The sequence below is a fragment of the Dactylosporangium sp. CA-092794 genome (assembly GCF_050948465.1).
Taxonomy (GTDB): Bacteria; Actinomycetota; Actinomycetes; order Mycobacteriales; family Micromonosporaceae; genus Dactylosporangium.
Genome location: NZ_CP192044.1, coordinates 1,619,452 through 1,635,164, shown reverse-complemented (window position 1 = coordinate 1,635,164; position 15,713 = coordinate 1,619,452). Strand labels below are relative to the sequence as shown.

General features: G+C 70.7%; 13 protein-coding genes. 6 read left to right on the top strand and 7 right to left on the bottom strand.

Annotated features, from left to right (window positions below; translation table 11 throughout):
- The first annotated feature begins 68 nt into the window (after nt 1-68).
- Nucleotides 69-554, top strand: coding sequence for a hypothetical protein (locus tag ACQPXD_RS07140; protein WP_432836001.1), 486 nt, complete (start codon nt 69-71; stop codon nt 552-554).
- A gap of 51 nt (nt 555-605) precedes the next feature.
- On the opposite strand, the gene cimA is transcribed toward ACQPXD_RS07140, so the two are convergent.
- Nucleotides 606-2,204, bottom strand: a complete 1,599-nt coding sequence (gene cimA, locus ACQPXD_RS07135; RefSeq protein WP_432835999.1) for a citramalate synthase — start codon at nt 2,202-2,204, stop codon at nt 606-608.
- A gap of 335 nt (nt 2,205-2,539) precedes the next feature.
- On the opposite strand from cimA, the gene ACQPXD_RS07130 reads away from it, so the two are divergent.
- Both ACQPXD_RS07130 and ACQPXD_RS07125 read left to right on the top strand, forming a co-directional pair.
- Nucleotides 2,540-3,070: a carboxymuconolactone decarboxylase family protein gene (locus ACQPXD_RS07130; RefSeq protein WP_432835997.1), complete on the top strand. Its 531-nt coding sequence runs from the start codon at nt 2,540-2,542 to the stop codon at nt 3,068-3,070.
- Between the two features lie 177 nt (nt 3,071-3,247).
- Complete coding sequence (locus ACQPXD_RS07125; protein WP_432835995.1) at nt 3,248-3,517, top strand: hypothetical protein; 270 nt, start codon at nt 3,248-3,250, stop codon at nt 3,515-3,517.
- Nucleotides 3,518-4,571: 1,054 nt separating this feature from the next.
- Here the strand turns inward: ACQPXD_RS07125 and ACQPXD_RS07120 are convergent.
- The 3 genes from ACQPXD_RS07120 to serA all read right to left on the bottom strand — a co-directional run bounded on the left by ACQPXD_RS07120 (nt 4,572) and on the right by serA (nt 8,568).
- On the bottom strand, nt 4,572-5,669 hold the full coding sequence (locus tag ACQPXD_RS07120) for a branched-chain amino acid aminotransferase (protein ID WP_432835993.1): 1,098 nt from the start codon (nt 5,667-5,669) through the stop codon (nt 4,572-4,574).
- A gap of 131 nt (nt 5,670-5,800) precedes the next feature.
- Entirely contained in the window at nt 5,801-6,829 is a 1,029-nt protein-coding gene (locus tag ACQPXD_RS07115) for a 3-isopropylmalate dehydrogenase (protein ID WP_432843691.1), read from the bottom strand.
- A 128-nt stretch (nt 6,830-6,957) separates the two neighbouring features.
- Nucleotides 6,958-8,568, bottom strand: a complete 1,611-nt coding sequence (gene serA, locus ACQPXD_RS07110; protein WP_432835991.1) for a phosphoglycerate dehydrogenase — start codon at nt 8,566-8,568, stop codon at nt 6,958-6,960.
- Between the two features lie 275 nt (nt 8,569-8,843).
- On the opposite strand from serA, the gene ACQPXD_RS07105 reads away from it, so the two are divergent.
- Entirely contained in the window at nt 8,844-9,056 is a 213-nt protein-coding gene (locus ACQPXD_RS07105; RefSeq protein WP_432835989.1) for a hypothetical protein, read from the top strand.
- 62 nt (nt 9,057-9,118) lie between these two features.
- Nucleotides 9,119-9,559 carry a TipAS antibiotic-recognition domain-containing protein gene (locus tag ACQPXD_RS07100; protein WP_432835987.1) on the top strand — a complete coding sequence of 147 codons (441 nt, stop codon included), beginning with the start codon at nt 9,119-9,121 and terminating at the stop codon, nt 9,557-9,559.
- A 661-nt stretch (nt 9,560-10,220) separates the two neighbouring features.
- Here ACQPXD_RS07100 and ilvC read toward each other — a convergent pair.
- The 3 genes from ilvC to ACQPXD_RS07085 are packed head-to-tail and all read right to left on the bottom strand — an operon-like array spanning nt 10,221 to nt 13,624.
- Nucleotides 10,221-11,234, bottom strand: a complete 1,014-nt coding sequence (ilvC, locus tag ACQPXD_RS07095; RefSeq protein ID WP_432835985.1) for a ketol-acid reductoisomerase — start codon at nt 11,232-11,234, stop codon at nt 10,221-10,223.
- Between the two features lie 22 nt (nt 11,235-11,256).
- Nucleotides 11,257-11,775, bottom strand: coding sequence for an acetolactate synthase small subunit (ilvN, locus tag ACQPXD_RS07090; protein WP_344613581.1), 519 nt, complete (start codon nt 11,773-11,775; stop codon nt 11,257-11,259).
- 16 nt (nt 11,776-11,791) lie between these two features.
- Complete coding sequence (locus tag ACQPXD_RS07085; RefSeq protein ID WP_432835983.1) at nt 11,792-13,624, bottom strand: acetolactate synthase large subunit; 1,833 nt, start codon at nt 13,622-13,624, stop codon at nt 11,792-11,794.
- Nucleotides 13,625-13,842: 218 nt separating this feature from the next.
- Between ACQPXD_RS07085 and ilvD the strand changes: the two genes are divergently transcribed.
- Nucleotides 13,843-15,696, top strand: a complete 1,854-nt coding sequence (ilvD, locus tag ACQPXD_RS07080; protein WP_432835981.1) for a dihydroxy-acid dehydratase — start codon at nt 13,843-13,845, stop codon at nt 15,694-15,696.
- Nucleotides 15,697-15,713: the final 17 nt, after the last annotated feature.

The window sequence follows — 15,713 nt, the reverse complement described above, 5'->3', positions numbered from 1 at the left end:
TGGCCGGGAGTACCTTCACCTACGAATCGGGCTCCCGCCCGAATCGGGAACCACGTTGGAGCAGATGGGTGACACGAACGTTCCGCGGCCTCGCGCTCGCCATCGCCGTGCCGCTTGTCCTGGGTACCGCAGCCGGCTGCTCGGGCAAGAGTGACGGCGCCGAGTCCTCGTCCGACCGGCCCACGGTGGAGGTGACCGCGCAGCCGCAAGACGCGCAGTCGGCACAGGTGGCGGCCGAGCAGGTCTTCGACAGCCTGTCGGAGGGCGACTGGGCCGGGGCCTGGGATCTGTGGACCGACGGCGCGAAGGCGGCGATCGGCAAGGACGCGTACATCGACCTGGTGGCGACATGCACCGGGCAGCAGGGGCAGTACCAGGTGACGAGCGTGACGCCGGTCGACGACTCGACGGCGACCATCAAGTGGTCGCACATGCCGGCCGGCAGCACGGCGAACCAGACCGGGACGAACACGGTGAAGTACCAGCACGGTGAATGGCGCTTCGAGCCCGACCCGGCGGCGCTGGCCGCCTACAAGCAGAACAAGTGCCCGTAGCCGCTGAGCGCGGCGGGGGCCGGCGCGTCCCGGCCCCCGGCCGCACGAGGCTCAGACCCGCACGCGGGACAGGCCGTAGCTGAGCGCGTCGACGAGCGCCTGCCAGCTGGCCTCGACGACGTTCTCGTGGACGCCGACGGTCGTCCAGTCCTCGCCGGTCGCGCGGGTCTCCACGAGGACCCGGGTGACCGCGCCGGTGCCCTGGCTGCCCTCCAGGATGCGCACCTTGTAGTCGGCCAGCTGGAAGCGGCCCAGCTCCGGGTAGTGGCTGGTCAGGGCCACGCGCAGGGCCTCGTCGAGGGCGTTGACCGGGCCGTTGCCCTCGGCGGTGGCGATGACCCGCTCGCCGCGCACCCGGACCTTGACCGTCGCCTCGGACACCACGGCGCCGTCCTCGCGGTGTTCGACGAGGATGCGGTACGACTCCAAGGCGAACGGCCGCGGCAGCGCACCCTCGGCCAGCTCCGCGCGGGCCAGCAGCTCGAACGAGGCGTCGGCGGCCTCGAACGACCAGCCGCGCGCCTCCAGCTCCTTCACCCGGTTCGTCACCCGGGACAGGGCCTCCGGGTTGGCGGACAGGTCGACGCCCAGCTCGCGGGCCTTGAGCTCGATGCTGGCCCGGCCGGCCATCTCGGTGACCAGGATCCGCATGTCGTTGCCCACGACGGCGGGGTCGATGTGGTTGTACAGCACGGGATCCACCTTGATCGCGCTCGCGTGCAGGCCCGCCTTGTGAGCGAACGCTGAAGACCCGACGTAGGCCTGGTGGGTGTCGGGTGCGATGTTGGCGATCTCGGCGATGGAGTGCGAGACGCGCACCATCTGCTCGATGCAGCCGTCCGGCAGGACGGGCAGGCCGAGCTTGAGCTGCAGGTTGCCGACGACGGCGAAGAGGTCGGCGTTGCCCGGGCGCTCGCCGTAGCCGTTGGCGGTGCACTGGAAGTGCGGTACCCCGGCCTCGACCGCGGCGACGGTGTTCGCGACCGCGCACGAGGTGTCGTTCTGGCAGTGGATGCCGAGGCGGGCGACGGCCTCCTCGGGCGTGATGCCGAGGGCGACGGCGAGGCGCTCGCGGACCTCGGTGACGGTGCGGGTGATCAGCGACGGGAGCATGCCGCCGTTGGTGTCGCACATGACGGCGGCCTCGGCGCCGGCGGCGAGGGCGGCCGCGGCGACGCTCGAGGTGTACTCGGGGTCGAAGTGGTAGCCGTCGAAGAAGTGCTCGCAGTCGATGAACACCCGGCGGCCTTCCCTGATGAAGCACTCGACGGTGTCGCGGACCATCGCCAGGTTCTCTTCCGCCGTGGTACGCAGGGCACGCTCGACATGGCGCAGGTCGGACTTCGCCACCAGCGTCACGGCGGGAGTGTCGGCGTCGAGCAGTGCGCGCACCTGCGGGTCGTCCTCGACGCGCACGCCGGCCTTGCGGGTGGCGCCGAACGCGACGAAGACCGCGTGCTTGAGGTTGAGCTCGGTGCGGGCTCTCCGGAAGAACTCGGTGTCCTTCGGCATCGCTCCCGGCCAGCCGCCCTCGATGAACCCGACGCCGAACTCGTCGAGCAACCGCGCGACGGCGAGCTTGTCGACGACGGAGTAGCTGATCGCCTCGCGCTGGGCCCCGTCGCGCAGCGTCGTGTCGTACACCTGCATGGTTTCTCCTTTGGCGGGAAGAGCGGGGTTGAGCTGCTGCTCAGGAATTGGGGGTACCAACAAAAAGACCCCTCGCGGATGCGAGAGGTCTGCGCGGCCAGCGGATAGATGCTGGGCGCGCTAGGGGCCAATAATCAGCCGAGTCACGGTCGGTAGCTTGCCACGCACGGGCATCGTGTGGCACGTGATTCCGAATTTTGAGATCGGGCGTGATCTGCTTCACGATTCACCCAGTTCGTCACGTCCCTGTAACGCGGACACGGCAAGGTTGGAGCCAGTCAAGAGAGCGCCGCCCGGCGAGCTCTGATCACCGTTGGTGAAGGAGGTGTAGTTCGATGTCCATCGCGACGCTGAAGGCGGCCCTTCCGCCCTACGCGCGGGACCTCGAGCTGAACCTCGACTCGGTGTTCACGGGCGACCTGCTGGACGAGCAGATGCTGTGGGGCGCCGCGCTGGCGTGCGCGATGACGACCCGCAGCCCCATCGTGATCCGCAACATCGCCGCCGAGGCCGGCGACCACCTCAAGCCGGAGGCGGCCGAGGCCGCCAAGGCGGTGGCGTCGCGGATGGCGATCCACAATGTGTACTTCCGCGCCAAGCACCTCATCGGTGACGAGGCGTATCAGCACCTGCCCGCGCGTCTGCGCCGCCAGGTGACCTCCACGCCCGGCGTCGGCCCGGCCGACATCGAGGCGTGGTCAGTGGCAGTATCCGCGATCACCGGGTGCGGGGTGTGCCTGGAATCGCACGAAAGATCACTTCGTGGTGCAGGGGTGTCCCGCGAAGTGATCGACGAGGTGTTGCGCGTCGCCGCGGTGGTTTACGCGTTGGCGGTAACCCTCGATGTAGAGGCGGCTCTCGACTAAAGAGCTTTCCTCTTGTACGGGTGTCGGAGTGGCGGCTCCGGCACCCGTACGCATTTCCGGACCTTTTACCTGCCGAGGTACCTCGCCTGTGCAAGTTGCGCACAGCGTGTCTGCGATCGCCCGGTTGGGGCGGCTACCGTGTGTGCTCTGCACGTCGGGCCTGACCTTGGGGGCAAGATGATCGACGGAGAGCCGCAGGAGCCGGGCGAGCCACCGGTCGATCCGCCGCCGGGCTGCGCGGACCCGCTGCTGTGGCGGGTGGCGCGGGCGTTGCACCAGGCACACCGGCCGCGGACGGACAACTTCTGCGAGTGCAAGGCGTTCTGGCCCTGCCCGGACGCGCGCCTGGCGGAGGAGGCGTTACTCCTGGCCTACGACCGCCCGCCGCCGCGCCCGCTCCGCCCCGGCTCAGGCCGCAACTCAAACCTGGGCCGCTGGCCGGCGTAGTCATCGGACATTTCCGATAAATCGGAAATGTCGGAAATGCCATGTGCCGCGGCCCGCGAAGGGCGACACCACGCGCCCTCACGGCCTCGCGCCCCGCGGCGCCTCGCCGCCCCTCACCGCGCCCGCCTCACCGCGCGCCCCGCCCCACCGCGCCCCCGCCCCACCGCACCGCAGGCGCCGCCCCGGCCCACCGCGCCCCCGGCCCACCGCGCGGCGCGTCCCGCCCCACCGCGCCCCGACCCGCGGCGCGCCCCGACCCGCGGCGCGCCCCGACCCGCGGCGCGCCCCGACCCGCGGCGCGCCCCGAGGCGCGGCGCATCCCGTGGCGCCGGAGCGACCAAAAGGTAACTATTCAGGTACCCCGCCCATCTCGCTGACCTGCACCTACGCGGCGGTCGGAATTCGCGAATCGGGGAGATGGCCAACCGCTATCTCCCGCATTGAGTAGGTTTGTCGTCCACTGTGGAGTGTCCGACTAGCGCCAGTGCAAGGCTTTGACCAGCACGCCCTCCTCCGTTCGGAGGACCTGAATAGTTACACCAAAAGTCTCCGTGATCATGCGCGAAACCATCCCGAATCACGGGTTTTTCATGATCACGGAGACATTTTGTACCCATGTGTACGTTTTCTCTCCGCGATCATGAAAAACCCGCCCCCCAACGGCGAATAGCGCATGATCACGGAGACTTTTGGTCGCAGGACGCCACCCGGGCCACGGCCACAGCCGCAGCGGTGCCGGCCGTAGCCCAAGCCGAAGTGACTGCGGCTGCCCGCCCCATACCCGGAGGCCGCGTGACTTCCAGCCGCAGCCCCGGACGCCGTCGGCAGCTGCCGACCAGCCCGACGCCAATCGACTGCGGCCCAACGCGCCACCAGCGACCACCGACCGCCTCCCCCAGCGCCGCCCGTGACCCCGACGCGCCGCCCCGCGGCTGCCGGCCGTGGCATCCGGTCCACGAGCCCCGCGGCTGACGGCCGTGGCCCTGCGGCTGACGGCCCTGGCCCCGACGCGCGGCCGGTGGCTGACGGCCCTGACCCCGAGGGCCGGTGGGTGCTACAGGACCCGGCGGACCCAGCCGTAAGGGTCGGGGGCCGTGCCGCGCTGGATGGAGACCAGCTGCTCGCGCAGCCCCATCGTCACCTCGCCCGCCTTGCCGTCGGCGATGGTGAACTCGCCGGCGGTGTCGCGGATGGTGCCGATCGGGGTGATCACGGCGGCGGTGCCGCAGGCGAAGGCCTCGCGGAGGCGGCCGCTGGCGGCGTCGGCGCGCCACTGGTCGTAGGAATACTGCTCCTCGCGGACCTCGTGGCCGCGGTCGGCGGCCAGGCGCAGGACCGACTCGCGGGTGATGCCGGGCAGGATCGTGCCGCCCAGCGGGGGCGTGGCGATCGAGCCGTCGTCGAAGACGTAGAAGACGTTCATGCCGCCGAGCTCCTCGACGTAGCGCTGCTCCGCCGCGTCGAGGAAGACGACCTGGTCGCAGCCGTGCTCCATGGCCTCGGCCTGGGCCACCAGGCTGGCGGCGTAGTTGCCGCCGCACTTGGCGGCGCCGGTGCCGCCGGGGGCGGCGCGGCTGTAGTCGCGGGAGACCCAGACGCTGACCGGCTGGACGCCGCCCTTGAAGTAGCTGCCGACGGGCGAGGCGATGATCACGAAGAGGTACTCCGAGGACGGCTTGACGCCCAGGAAAACCTCGCTCGCGTACTGGAACGGGCGCAGGTAGAGGCTGCCCTCCGGGTCGTCGGGGACCCAGTCGCGGTCGGTGCGGATGAGCGCGTCGAGCGCGTCGAGGAACATCTTCTCCGGCAGCTCGGCCATGGCCAGGCGCTGGGCGGAGGCGCGGAAGCGGGCGGCGTTGGCGTCGGGGCGGAACATGGTGACGCCGCCGCCGGCCGAACGGTACGCCTTGAGGCCCTCGAAGATCTCCTGCGCGTAGTGCAGGACCGCGGTCGCCGGGTCCATGGGGATCGGCGCGCGCGCCTCCACGCGGGCGTCGTACCAACCCTTGCCGTCGGCGTAGCGGATGGTGACCATGTGGTCGGTGAAGATCCGGCCGAAGCCGGGGTTGGTCATCAGCGCCGACCGCTCCACGGCGGCTACGGGCTGCGGATTCGGACGGATCTCGAAATCGAGCGTTTCACCGCCGCTCATGCATGCCTCCACTTGGTTGCGCGGGCACACCGATGCGGCGCGCCGTGCCTGCAACTTACCCGAACGGACGTTCAACCGCAGCTACCGCGCGCGGCGCCGGACGAATGGCGCGCCGGGCTGCGGTCAGAGGGTCAGGCGACGGCGGCGGCGAGGCGGTCGCCGATCGCCTCGGTGGACAGCGGCGAGCCGGCGGTCCGCGTGGCCACCTCGGCGCCGACCGCGTCCGACACCCGCGCCGCGGCCTCGGGGTGGCCGAGGTGCTCCAGCAGCAGCGCGGCGGAGAGCACGGCGGCCGACGGGTCGGCGACGCCCTTGCCCGCGATGTCCGGCGCCGAGCCGTGGACCGGCTCGAACATGGACGGGAACGTCCGCTCCGGGTTGATCGAGCCGCTGGCGGCCAGGCCGATGCCGCCGGTGACGGCGGCGGCGATGTCGGTGAGGATGTCGCCGAAGAGGTTGTCGGTGACGATGACGTCGTAGCGCTGGGGGTTGCTCACCAGGAACATGGCGGCGGCGTCGACGTGCTGATACTCGGTCTCGATGTCGGCGAACTCGGCCTTGACCTCGTTGAAGGTGCGCGCCCACAGGCCGCCGGCGTGGGTCAGGACGTTGGTCTTGTGGACCAGCGTCACCTTGCGGCGGGGGCGGCGGCCGGCCCGGGCGAACGCGTCGCGGATGACCCGCTCGACGCCGTGGCGGGTGTTGAGGCTCTCCTCGGTGGCGACCTCGGCGGCGGTGCCGGGGTGCAGGTTTCCGCCGGCGCCCACGTAGAGGCCCTCGGTGCCCTCGCGGACGACGACGAGGTCGATCTCGCCGGGCTTGACGCCGGCGAGCGGGCTGGTGGTGCCGGGCCACAGCCGCGACGGGCGCAGGTTGACATACTGATCGAAGTCGAACCGCAGCTTCAGCAGCAGGCCGCGCTCCAGCACGCCCGGCGGGACGCTCGGGTCGCCGACCGCGCCGAGGAGGATCGCGTCGTGGCCGCGCAACTCCTCCAGCACGCTGCCGGGCAGGACCTCGCCGGTGCGGTTGTACCGGGCGGCGCCCAGGTCATAGTCGGTCGTCTCGACGCCGGGAAGCACGACGCGCAGGACCTTCAGCGCCTGCGTCACCACCTCGGTACCGATGCCGTCACCGGCCACAACCGCGATCTTCGCCACCATTGGCCCCTCTCCGCTCGACCGCTCCACGGTACGCCGCTGTCCTAACTCGTGGACGCGCGTCCCAGTACATGAGAATGAGGGCGGGGAGCGCCGCCACGCTCCCCGCCCTCCGGTGAGGAAAGTCCCTAGACGGCGGACAGGTCCGCCGTGCTCGCCGCGGTCGCGCCGATGGCCTGCTGGGCCTCGCCGAGCAGGTCGGCCTCCACGGCGGTGTCGACGGTCAGCGTCATGAGCGCCTCCCCGCCGGCCTCGCGCCGGGCGACCTGCATCGCGGCGATGTTGACCCCCGCCGAGCCCAGTATCGACCCCACCGTGCCCACCACGCCGGGGCGGTCGGCGTAGCGGAAGAACAGCAGCACGCCCTCGGCCGCGAGCTCAAGACTGAAGCCGTCGATCTCGGTGAGCTTCAGCGCCTCGCGCGGGCCGGCGACATACGTGCCGGACACCGAGGTTACCCGCCCGTCCGGCAGCGCTCCACGCACGGTCACCAGGTCCGGCTGGTCGGTGGAGTCGGTGAAAACCGCGAGGGCCACCTCGACGCCCCGGTCGGCGGCCAGGTGCGGGGCGTTGACGTAGGTGACCTGCTCGGCCACCACGCCGCCGAAGAGACCCTTGGTCGCGGCCAGCTTGAGCACCGACACGTCGTGCTTGGCCACCTCGCCGTGCACCTCGACGGTCACCGCCGAGGCGACGCCGCCGGCGACCGCGGTGAACACGGCGCCGAGCCGCTCGGCCAGCGGCAGCAGCGGCCGGACCTCCTCCGCGACGACGCCGCCGACCTGCACGTTGACCGCGTCGGGGACGAACTCGCCGTCGAGGGCCAGCTTGACGCTGCGCGCCACGGCGAGGCCGGCCTTGTCCTGCGCCTCCACCGTCGAGGCGCCCAGGTGCGGCGTGGCGACCACGCTGTCGAACGCGAACAGCGGCGAGGCGACGCACGGCTCCTTCGCGAACACGTCGATGCCGGCGCCGGCGACCCGCCCGTCGGCGATCGCGTCGGCGAGGGCCTGCTCGTCGATCAGGCCGCCGCGGGCCGCGTTGATGATCCGGATGCCGGGCTTGACCAGCGCGAGCTCGCGCACGCCGATGAGTCCCATGGTCTCGGGCGTCTTGGGCAGATGGATCGAGATGAAGTCGCTCTCCCGCAGCAGTTCGTCAAGACCCAGCAGGCGTACTCCGAGCGCGGCGGCCCGCGCCGGCTGGATGTAGGGGTCGTAGGCCACCAGCCGTACCCCGAAAGCGGACATGCGCTGGGCGAACAGCACACCGATGCGGCCCAGCCCGATCACGCCGACGACCTTGCCGGACAGCTCGACGCCGGTGTATTTCGACCGCTTCCACTCCCCCGCCTTGAGCGCGGCGGACGCGGCGGCGGTGTTGCGGGCGACCGCGAGCAGCAGGGCGACGGCCTGCTCGGCGGCGGAGACGATGTTGGAGGTGGGTGCGTTGACCACCATGACGCCGCGGGCCGTGGCGGACGTTACGTCGACGTTGTCGAGGCCGACGCCCGCGCGGGCGACGACCTTCAGCCGGGGCGCCGCGGCGACCGCCTCGGCGTCGATCTGGGTGGCGCTGCGCACGATCACGGCGCTGGCGTCGGCGAGCGCGGCGAGCAGCGCGGGCCGGTCGGTGCCGTCGATGTGGCGGACCTCGTAGTCGTCGGCGAGCACCTCGAGAGCGGACGGGGCCAGCTCCTCGGCGATGAGCACCACCGGGCGGTCGGGAGGGAGGGTCATCGGCGTCCTCGACTTCCAGGCTGCGGTTGGCGTCGGCTGCGGGGCGCGCGGCATTGCCCGCCAACGCAGGGGAAACGGCGAAGGAAGCCGGGCGGTCGGCCTCTTCACGCGATGGTAGGCCCGCAGCTCCAGTGCCCCGCAGGCCGCGAAGACGTGACCGCGATCACAGCCCCTCGTCCGGGTGTCGCACTCCTGACCCGCCGGTCCTGAACCCGCCGCGCCGCACGGGCCGTGTCCCCGGGCGTCAGCGACACCTTCCCGGCGAGGAGAGCACGATGAGCGAGTACTACGACGGCGGCCACGAGCCCGGCTACGAGCCGCACGTCAACGAGGGCCACGGCTTCGAGTCGATCGAGGACAGGATCCACGAGCAGATCGAGGCCATCGAGGAGCGGGTCCACGACTTCGCGCACTACGACGCCGACCAGAACTACGACGACGCCGACAAGGACTACGACGGCGACGCCAGCGAATACGTCCGGTCCTGATGCCCGTCGTCGCGCCCTCAGGCCTTGACTCTCCAGCGGCTGGAGACTCCAGGCTTGAGGGCATGACGACGAACCTGACCCCCGAGGACAAATGGGAACTCTTCGGGGACTTCGACCCCGGCGCGCACGCCGAGGAGGCGCGCGAACGGTGGGGCGACACCGAGGCGTACCGGCAGTCTGCCCACCGGACCGCGAACCACACCAAGCAGGACTGGGCGGCGATCAAGGCCGAGGCGGCGGCGAACGTCGCGGCGTTCACGGCGGCATTCGACAGCGGGGTGCCGGCCGGCGACCCGCGCGCCATGGACCTCGCCGAGGCGCACCGGCGGCACATCGGCCGGTGGTTCTACGACTGCCCGGCGGAGATGCACCGTGGCCTGGGCGAGCTGTATGTCACCGACCCGCGGTTCACCGCCGGCTACGACGCCGAACACCCGGGCCTGGCCCGGTACGTCCGCGACGCCATCCACGCCAACGCCGACCGCCAGCAGAACAAGCCATAGACGGGCTCGGGCCGCGTCACTTCCAGACCGTCGCTCCCGCCAGACACCGGGCCCGGCCTGCCCTGAACGGGCGGCCGGACCCTGCCAGGCCCGCGGTGCCAAGCCCCCACCGCGCACCCGACACCGACAACCCCACCGAGCACGACGCCGGCGCCGGCCAACCCCAGCGCACCCCGCACCGCAACCCCAGCCGAGCACCATGCCGACGCCGGCCAGACCCCGGCGCGCTCTGCACCGCAAGCCCAGCCGGGCACCATGCCGGGGCCGGTCAAACCGCGGCGCGCTCCGCACCGATCGGCGCCCGACCACAACTCTCCGCGATCATGCGCGACCCGCCGCCGTTCACCGACTTTTTCGTGATCGCGGAGACAAAACGTACCTATGAGTACCAAAAGTCTCCACGATCATGAAAAACCGTGGTGTCGACAGCGATCAGCGCATGATCACGGAGACTTACGACCGGCCCACGAGCAGTCTTATGGTGACTTCAGCGGATATGCCGGCCGCCGGGGTATAAGTCCGAAAAGTCGTGGCGCGGAGCGCCCGACTTTTCGGGTCGCTCTTGGCACCGCGGGCCTGGCAGGGAGGGCCGCCAGGCCCGAGTGGTGTCTGACGGGAGCAACGGTCGCGAGTTGCACGGACCGGAGCGAAGAGTTGCTTATCAGGCGGTTTCCGTGATCGGCCGGTCGACCCAGCTCATCATAGCCCGCAGCTTCCGCCCGGTCTCCTCGATCGGGTGGTTGGCGCCCTGCTCGCGGTACTTGGTGAAGTTCGGGCGGCCGGCGTCGTCCTCGGCGATCAGCTCGCGGGCGAACTCGCCCGACTGGATCTCGCCCAGGATGCGCTGCATCTCCTCCTTGACCCGGGCGTCGATGACGCGCGGGCCGCGGGTGTAGTCGCCGTACTCCGCCGTGTCGGAGACGCTGTAGCGCATCCGGGCGATGCCACCCTCGTACATCAGGTCCACGATCAGCTTGAGCTCGTGCAGGCACTCGAAGTAGGCGATCTCCGGGGCGTAGCCCGCCTCGGTGAGCACCTCGAAACCGGTCTGGACCAGCGCGGACGCGCCGCCGCACAGGACGGCCTGCTCGCCGAACAGGTCGGTCTCGGTCTCCTCCTTGAAGGTCGTCTTGATCACGCCGGCGCGGGTGCCGCCGATGCCGGCCGCGTAGGCCAGCGCCAGCTGCAGCGCGTTGCCGGTGGCGTCCTGCTCCACCGCGACCAGGCAGGGCACGCCCTTGCCGTCGACGAACTGGCGGCGGACCAGGTGGCCGGGGCCCTTGGGGGCGACCATCGCCACGTCCACGTCGGCCGGCGGCGTGATCAGGCCGAAGCGAATGTTCAGGCCGTGGCCGAAGAAGATCGCCTTGCCGGCGGTCAGGTTGGGCGCGACGTGGTCGGCGTAGAGGGAGCGCTGCGCGGTGTCGGGCGCGAGGATCATGATCACGTCCGCCTCGGCGCTCGCCTCGGCCGGGGTGAGGACGCGCAGGCCCTGCTCCTCGGCCTTGGCGCGGCTCTTGGATCCCTCGGGCAGGCCGACGCGCACGTCGACGCCGGAGTCGCGCAGGCTCAGCGCGTGCGCGTGCCCCTGGCTGCCGTACCCGAGCACCGCCACCTTGCGGGCCTGGATCACCGACAGGTCGGCGTCATCGTCGTAGAACACCTCGGCGGGCATCAGTCAGTTCCTTTCAACGTTTTCAAGAGGCGGCGCGGAGCGCCGGGCCGGTCGTGATGGAGCGCGAGCCGCGGCCGATGGCCACGACTCCGGACTGGACCATTTCCTTAATACCGAACGGCTCCAGGTCACGAAGCAGCGCGTCCAGCTTTTCCGACGTGCCGGTGGCCTCGATGGTGAGGGCGTCGGCGGCCACGTCGACCACGCGGGCCCGGAACAGGTTCACGGTCTCCAGGACCTGTGAGCGCACCGGGCGTTCCGCGCGCACCTTCACCAGCAGCAGCTCGCGCTGGACGCTGGCGGTGGTGTCGAGTTCGACGATCTTCAGGACCTGCACGAGCTTGTTGAGCTGCTTGGTGACCTGTTCCAGCGGCGATTCGTCCGCGTTGACCACGATCGTCATCCGGGAGACCTCGGGGTGCTCGGTCTCGCCGACGGCCAGGGAGTCGATGTTGAAGCCGCGCCGGGCGAACAGCCCGGCGACCCTAGCCAGTATGCCGGGTTTGTTCTCCACCAGGACGGAGAGGGTGTGCTTGGCCATGATCGGTCGTCGTCTCCTACACGTCGTCCTGGTCGAACGCGGGGCGGACGCCCCGCGCAAACAAGATCTCGTCGTTGCTCGTGCCGGCGGGGACCATCGGCCACACCATCGCATCCTTGCCGACCACGAAGTCGACCACGACCGGCTGGTCGGTGACCTTCATCGCGGCCTCGATCGTCGCGTCGACGTCGCGCCGGCTCTCGCAGCGCAGCCCGACACAGCCCAGCGCGTCGGCGAGCTTCACGAAGTCGGGGATGCGGTGCTTGTGGGTGCCGAGCTCCGTGTTGGAGTACCGCTGGTCGTAGAACAACGTCTGCCACTGCCGGACCATGCCCAGGTTGCCGTTGTTGATGACGGCGACCTTGATCGGGATGCCCTCCAGCGCGCAGGTGGCCAGCTCCTGGTTGGTCATCTGGAAGCAGCCGTCGCCGTCGATCGCCCAGACCGTCTTGTGCGGCATGCCGACCTTGGCGCCCATCGCGGCCGGGACCGCGTAGCCCATGGTGCCCAGCCCGCCCGAGTTCAGCCAGGTGGCCGGATGCTCGTACTTGATGAACTGGGCGGCCCACATCTGGTGCTGGCCGACGCCGGCGGTGTAGATGGCGTCGGGCCCGACGATCTGGCCGATCCGCTCGATGACGTACTGCGGGGAAAGGGTCCCGTCGGCCGGTTCCTCATAACCCAGCGGGTACCGCCCGCGGATGTCGTCCAGCGACGTCCACCAGTCCGTGAGCGCGGGCCGGTGCCCGGCCGCGTGCTCGGCCGTCACCGCGGCGATCAGCTCCTCGATGACGTGCTTGGCGTCGCCGACGATCGGCACGTCGGCGGTGCGGTTCTTGCCGATCTCGGCCGGGTCGATGTCGGCGTGGATGACGTGCGCGTTCGGCGCGAACGTGGACAGCTCCCCGGTGACCCGGTCGTCGAAGCGGGCGCCGAGCGCGATGAGCAGGTCCGACTTCTGCAGCGCGTAGACGGCGCCGACCGCGCCGTGCATGCCGGGCATGCCCAGGTGCTGCGGGTGCGAGTCGGGGAACGCGCCGCGGGCCATCAGCGTGGTCACGACCGGGGCGCCGGTCAGCTCGGCGAGCTTGAGCAGCACCTCCGAGGCCTGCGCCTTGATCACGCCGCCACCGACGTAGAGCACGGGCCGCTTGGCGGCGGCGATCAGCCGGGCCGCCTCGCGGATCTGCTTGCCGTGCGGGTGCAGCGTCGGGTGGTAGCCGGGCAGCTCCAGCACCGGCGGCCACTTGAACGTCGTCGGCTTCTGCAGCACGTCCTTGGGGATGTCGACCAGGACCGGGCCGGGCCGGCCGCTGCCGGCCAGGTGGAACGCCTCGGCGAGCACCCGGGGCAGCTCCTCGCCGGACTTGACCAGGTAGTTGTGCTTGGTGATCGGCAGCGTGATGCCGGCGATGTCGGCCTCCTGGAAGGCGTCCGTGCCGATGTACTGCGAGGCGACCTGGCCGGTGATCGCGACGACGGCGACCGAGTCCATGTAGGCGTCGGCGATCGGGGTGACCAGGTTCGTCGCGCCCGGGCCGGAGGTGGCCATGCACACCCCGACCTTGCCGGTGGCCTGGGCGTAGCCGGTGGCCGCGTGCCCGGCGCCCTGCTCGTGACGGACCAGGATGTGCCGGACGGCCTGCGAGTCGAACAGCGGGTCGTAGGCGGGCAGGATCGCCCCGCCGGGAATGCCGAAGACGACGTCGGCGCCGAGCGCCTCGAGCGAGCGGACGAGTACCTGCGCCCCGGTGAGCTGCTCCGCCTGGGTGGACTGAGGCTTCTTGTCGGCCGCCGGCGGCGTCGGATGCGCTCGGTGGGCGAGGACTTCTGGCGTGGGTCTCGTCATCGCAGTACGCACTTTCCCTCGAAGGTGTCTAGGTCTCCAGCTCCGGACATGAAAAAACCCCACGTGCGGGGCACGAGGGGCTAGCGCGCTGACGGCGGGGCGTCGGCGCGCTAGATGATAAGTACTCGGAGCGACCTGGACGACATGAGCCCACTCTGACGCATCTCATCGCCTGAGTCAACCGATCCCATCATGCGGACCGTGGCATGCTGACAGGTATGCCCGAGCTGCGGTCCAAGACCTCTACTTCTGGTCGCAACATGGCCGGCGCCCGCGCCCTGTGGCGCGCCACCGGCATGACCGACTCCGACTTCGGCAAGCCGATTGTCGCCATCGCCAACAGTTTCACGCAGTTCGTGCCGGGCCACGTCCACCTCCGCAACCTCGGCATGATCGTCGCCGACGCGGTTGCCGAGGCCGGAGGGGTCGCGAAGGAGTTCAACACCATCGCCGTCGACGACGGCATCGCCATGGGCCACGGCGGGATGCTCTACTCGCTGCCCAGTCGCGAGCTCATCGCCGACGCCGTCGAGTACATGGTGCAGGCCCACTGCGCCGACGCCCTGGTGTGCATCTCCAACTGCGACAAGATCACGCCCGGCATGCTGCTCGCCGCGCTGCGCCTCAACATCCCCACCGTGTTCGTCTCCGGCGGCCCCATGGAGGCCGGCAAGACGGTCGCGATCGAGGGCGTGGTGCACGGCCAGGACGCCAAGCTCGACCTCATCGACGCGATGATCGCCTCCGCCAACGAGGCCGTCAGCGACGAGCAGCTCGGCCAGATCGAGCGCTCCGCCTGCCCGACGTGCGGCTCGTGCTCCGGGATGTTCACCGCCAACTCCATGAACTGCCTGACCGAGGCGATCGGCCTCGCGCTGCCCGGCAACGGCTCGACGCTGGCCACCCACGCCGCCCGCCGGGAGCTGTTCTCCCGGGCCGGCTCGCTGGTCGTGGAGCTCGCCAAGCGCTACTACGACGGCGACGACGCCTCGGTCCTGCCCCGGGCCATCGCGTCGCGCCCCGCGTTCGAGAATGCCGTCGCGCTCGACGTCGCCATGGGCGGGTCGACCAACACCGTGCTGCACCTGCTGGCCGCCGCCCGCGAGGCCGAGCTGGACTTCACGGTCGCCGACATCGACGCGATCTCCCGCCGCGTGCCGTGCGTGGCCAAGGTCGCGCCGAACACGCAGAAGTACCACATGGAGGACGTCCACCGCGCCGGTGGCATTCCTGCGATCATGGGTGAACTGTCGCGCGGGGGCCTGTTGAACGAGTCGGTGTATTCCGTGCACAGTCCGACGCTGGGCGAGTGGCTGGACAATTGGGATATTCGCGGCGGTAAGGCCTCGCCGGAGGCGATCGACCTGTTCCACGCGGCGCCGGGCGGAGTCCGCACGACCGAGCCGTTCTCCACGACCAACCGGTGGAGCTCGCTGGACACGGACGGCGCGGAGGGATGCATCCGCAGCGTCGAGCACGCGTACACCGCCGACGGCGGCCTCGCGATCCTGTTCGGCAACCTCGCGCCCGACGGCTGCGTCGTGAAGACCGCCGGCGTGCCCGAGGAGAACCTGCGCTTCGCGGGCCCCGCCCGGGTGTTCGAGTCGCAGGAGGCCGCCGTCGACGGCATCCTGGCCAAGCAGGTCGTCCCCGGCGACGTCGTGGTCATCCGCTACGAGGGCCCGAAGGGCGGGCCGGGCATGCAGGAGATGCTGTATCCGACCTCGTTCCTCAAGGGCCGCGGCCTGGGTCGCGCCTGCGCCCTGATCACCGATGGCCGTTTCTCCGGGGGTACTTCGGGACTCTCCATCGGCCACATCAGCCCGGAGGCGGCCGGCGGCGGCCTGATCGCCCTGGTCGAGGACGGCGACCCGATCGAGATCGACATCCCGGCCCGCTCGCTCGAGCTGCGGGTGCCCGAGGAGCAGCTCGCCGCCCGGCGGATCGCCCAGGAGAAGCGCGACCACCCGTACACCCCGGCCGACCGCGACCGCCCGGTCTCGGCCGCGCTGCGCGCCTACGCGTCGATGGCCACCTCCGCCAGCGACGGGGCGTACCGCCTGGTGCCGTAACCGACCCGTTCGACAAT

Bases quoted from the DNA above. Each gene is read 5' to 3' on its own strand.
- cimA (WP_432835999.1), bottom strand. From the start codon at position 2,204: ATGCAGGTGTACGACACGACGCTGCGCGACGGGGCCCAGCGCGAGGCG.
- ACQPXD_RS07130 (WP_432835997.1), top strand. From the start codon at position 2,540: ATGTCCATCGCGACGCTGAAGGCGGCCCTTCCGCCCTACGCGCGGGAC.
- ACQPXD_RS07125 (WP_432835995.1), top strand. From the start codon at position 3,248: ATGATCGACGGAGAGCCGCAGGAGCCGGGCGAGCCACCGGTCGATCCG.
- ACQPXD_RS07120 (WP_432835993.1), bottom strand. From the start codon at position 5,669: ATGAGCGGCGGTGAAACGCTCGATTTCGAGATCCGTCCGAATCCGCAG.
- serA (WP_432835991.1), bottom strand. From the start codon at position 8,568: ATGACCCTCCCTCCCGACCGCCCGGTGGTGCTCATCGCCGAGGAGCTG.
- ACQPXD_RS07105 (WP_432835989.1), top strand. From the start codon at position 8,844: ATGAGCGAGTACTACGACGGCGGCCACGAGCCCGGCTACGAGCCGCAC.
- ACQPXD_RS07100 (WP_432835987.1), top strand. From the start codon at position 9,119: ATGACGACGAACCTGACCCCCGAGGACAAATGGGAACTCTTCGGGGAC.
- ilvC (WP_432835985.1), bottom strand. From the start codon at position 11,234: ATGCCCGCCGAGGTGTTCTACGACGATGACGCCGACCTGTCGGTGATC.
- ilvN (WP_344613581.1), bottom strand. From the start codon at position 11,775: ATGGCCAAGCACACCCTCTCCGTCCTGGTGGAGAACAAACCCGGCATA.
- ACQPXD_RS07085 (WP_432835983.1), bottom strand. From the start codon at position 13,624: ATGACGAGACCCACGCCAGAAGTCCTCGCCCACCGAGCGCATCCGACG.
- ilvD (WP_432835981.1), top strand. From the start codon at position 13,843: ATGCCCGAGCTGCGGTCCAAGACCTCTACTTCTGGTCGCAACATGGCC.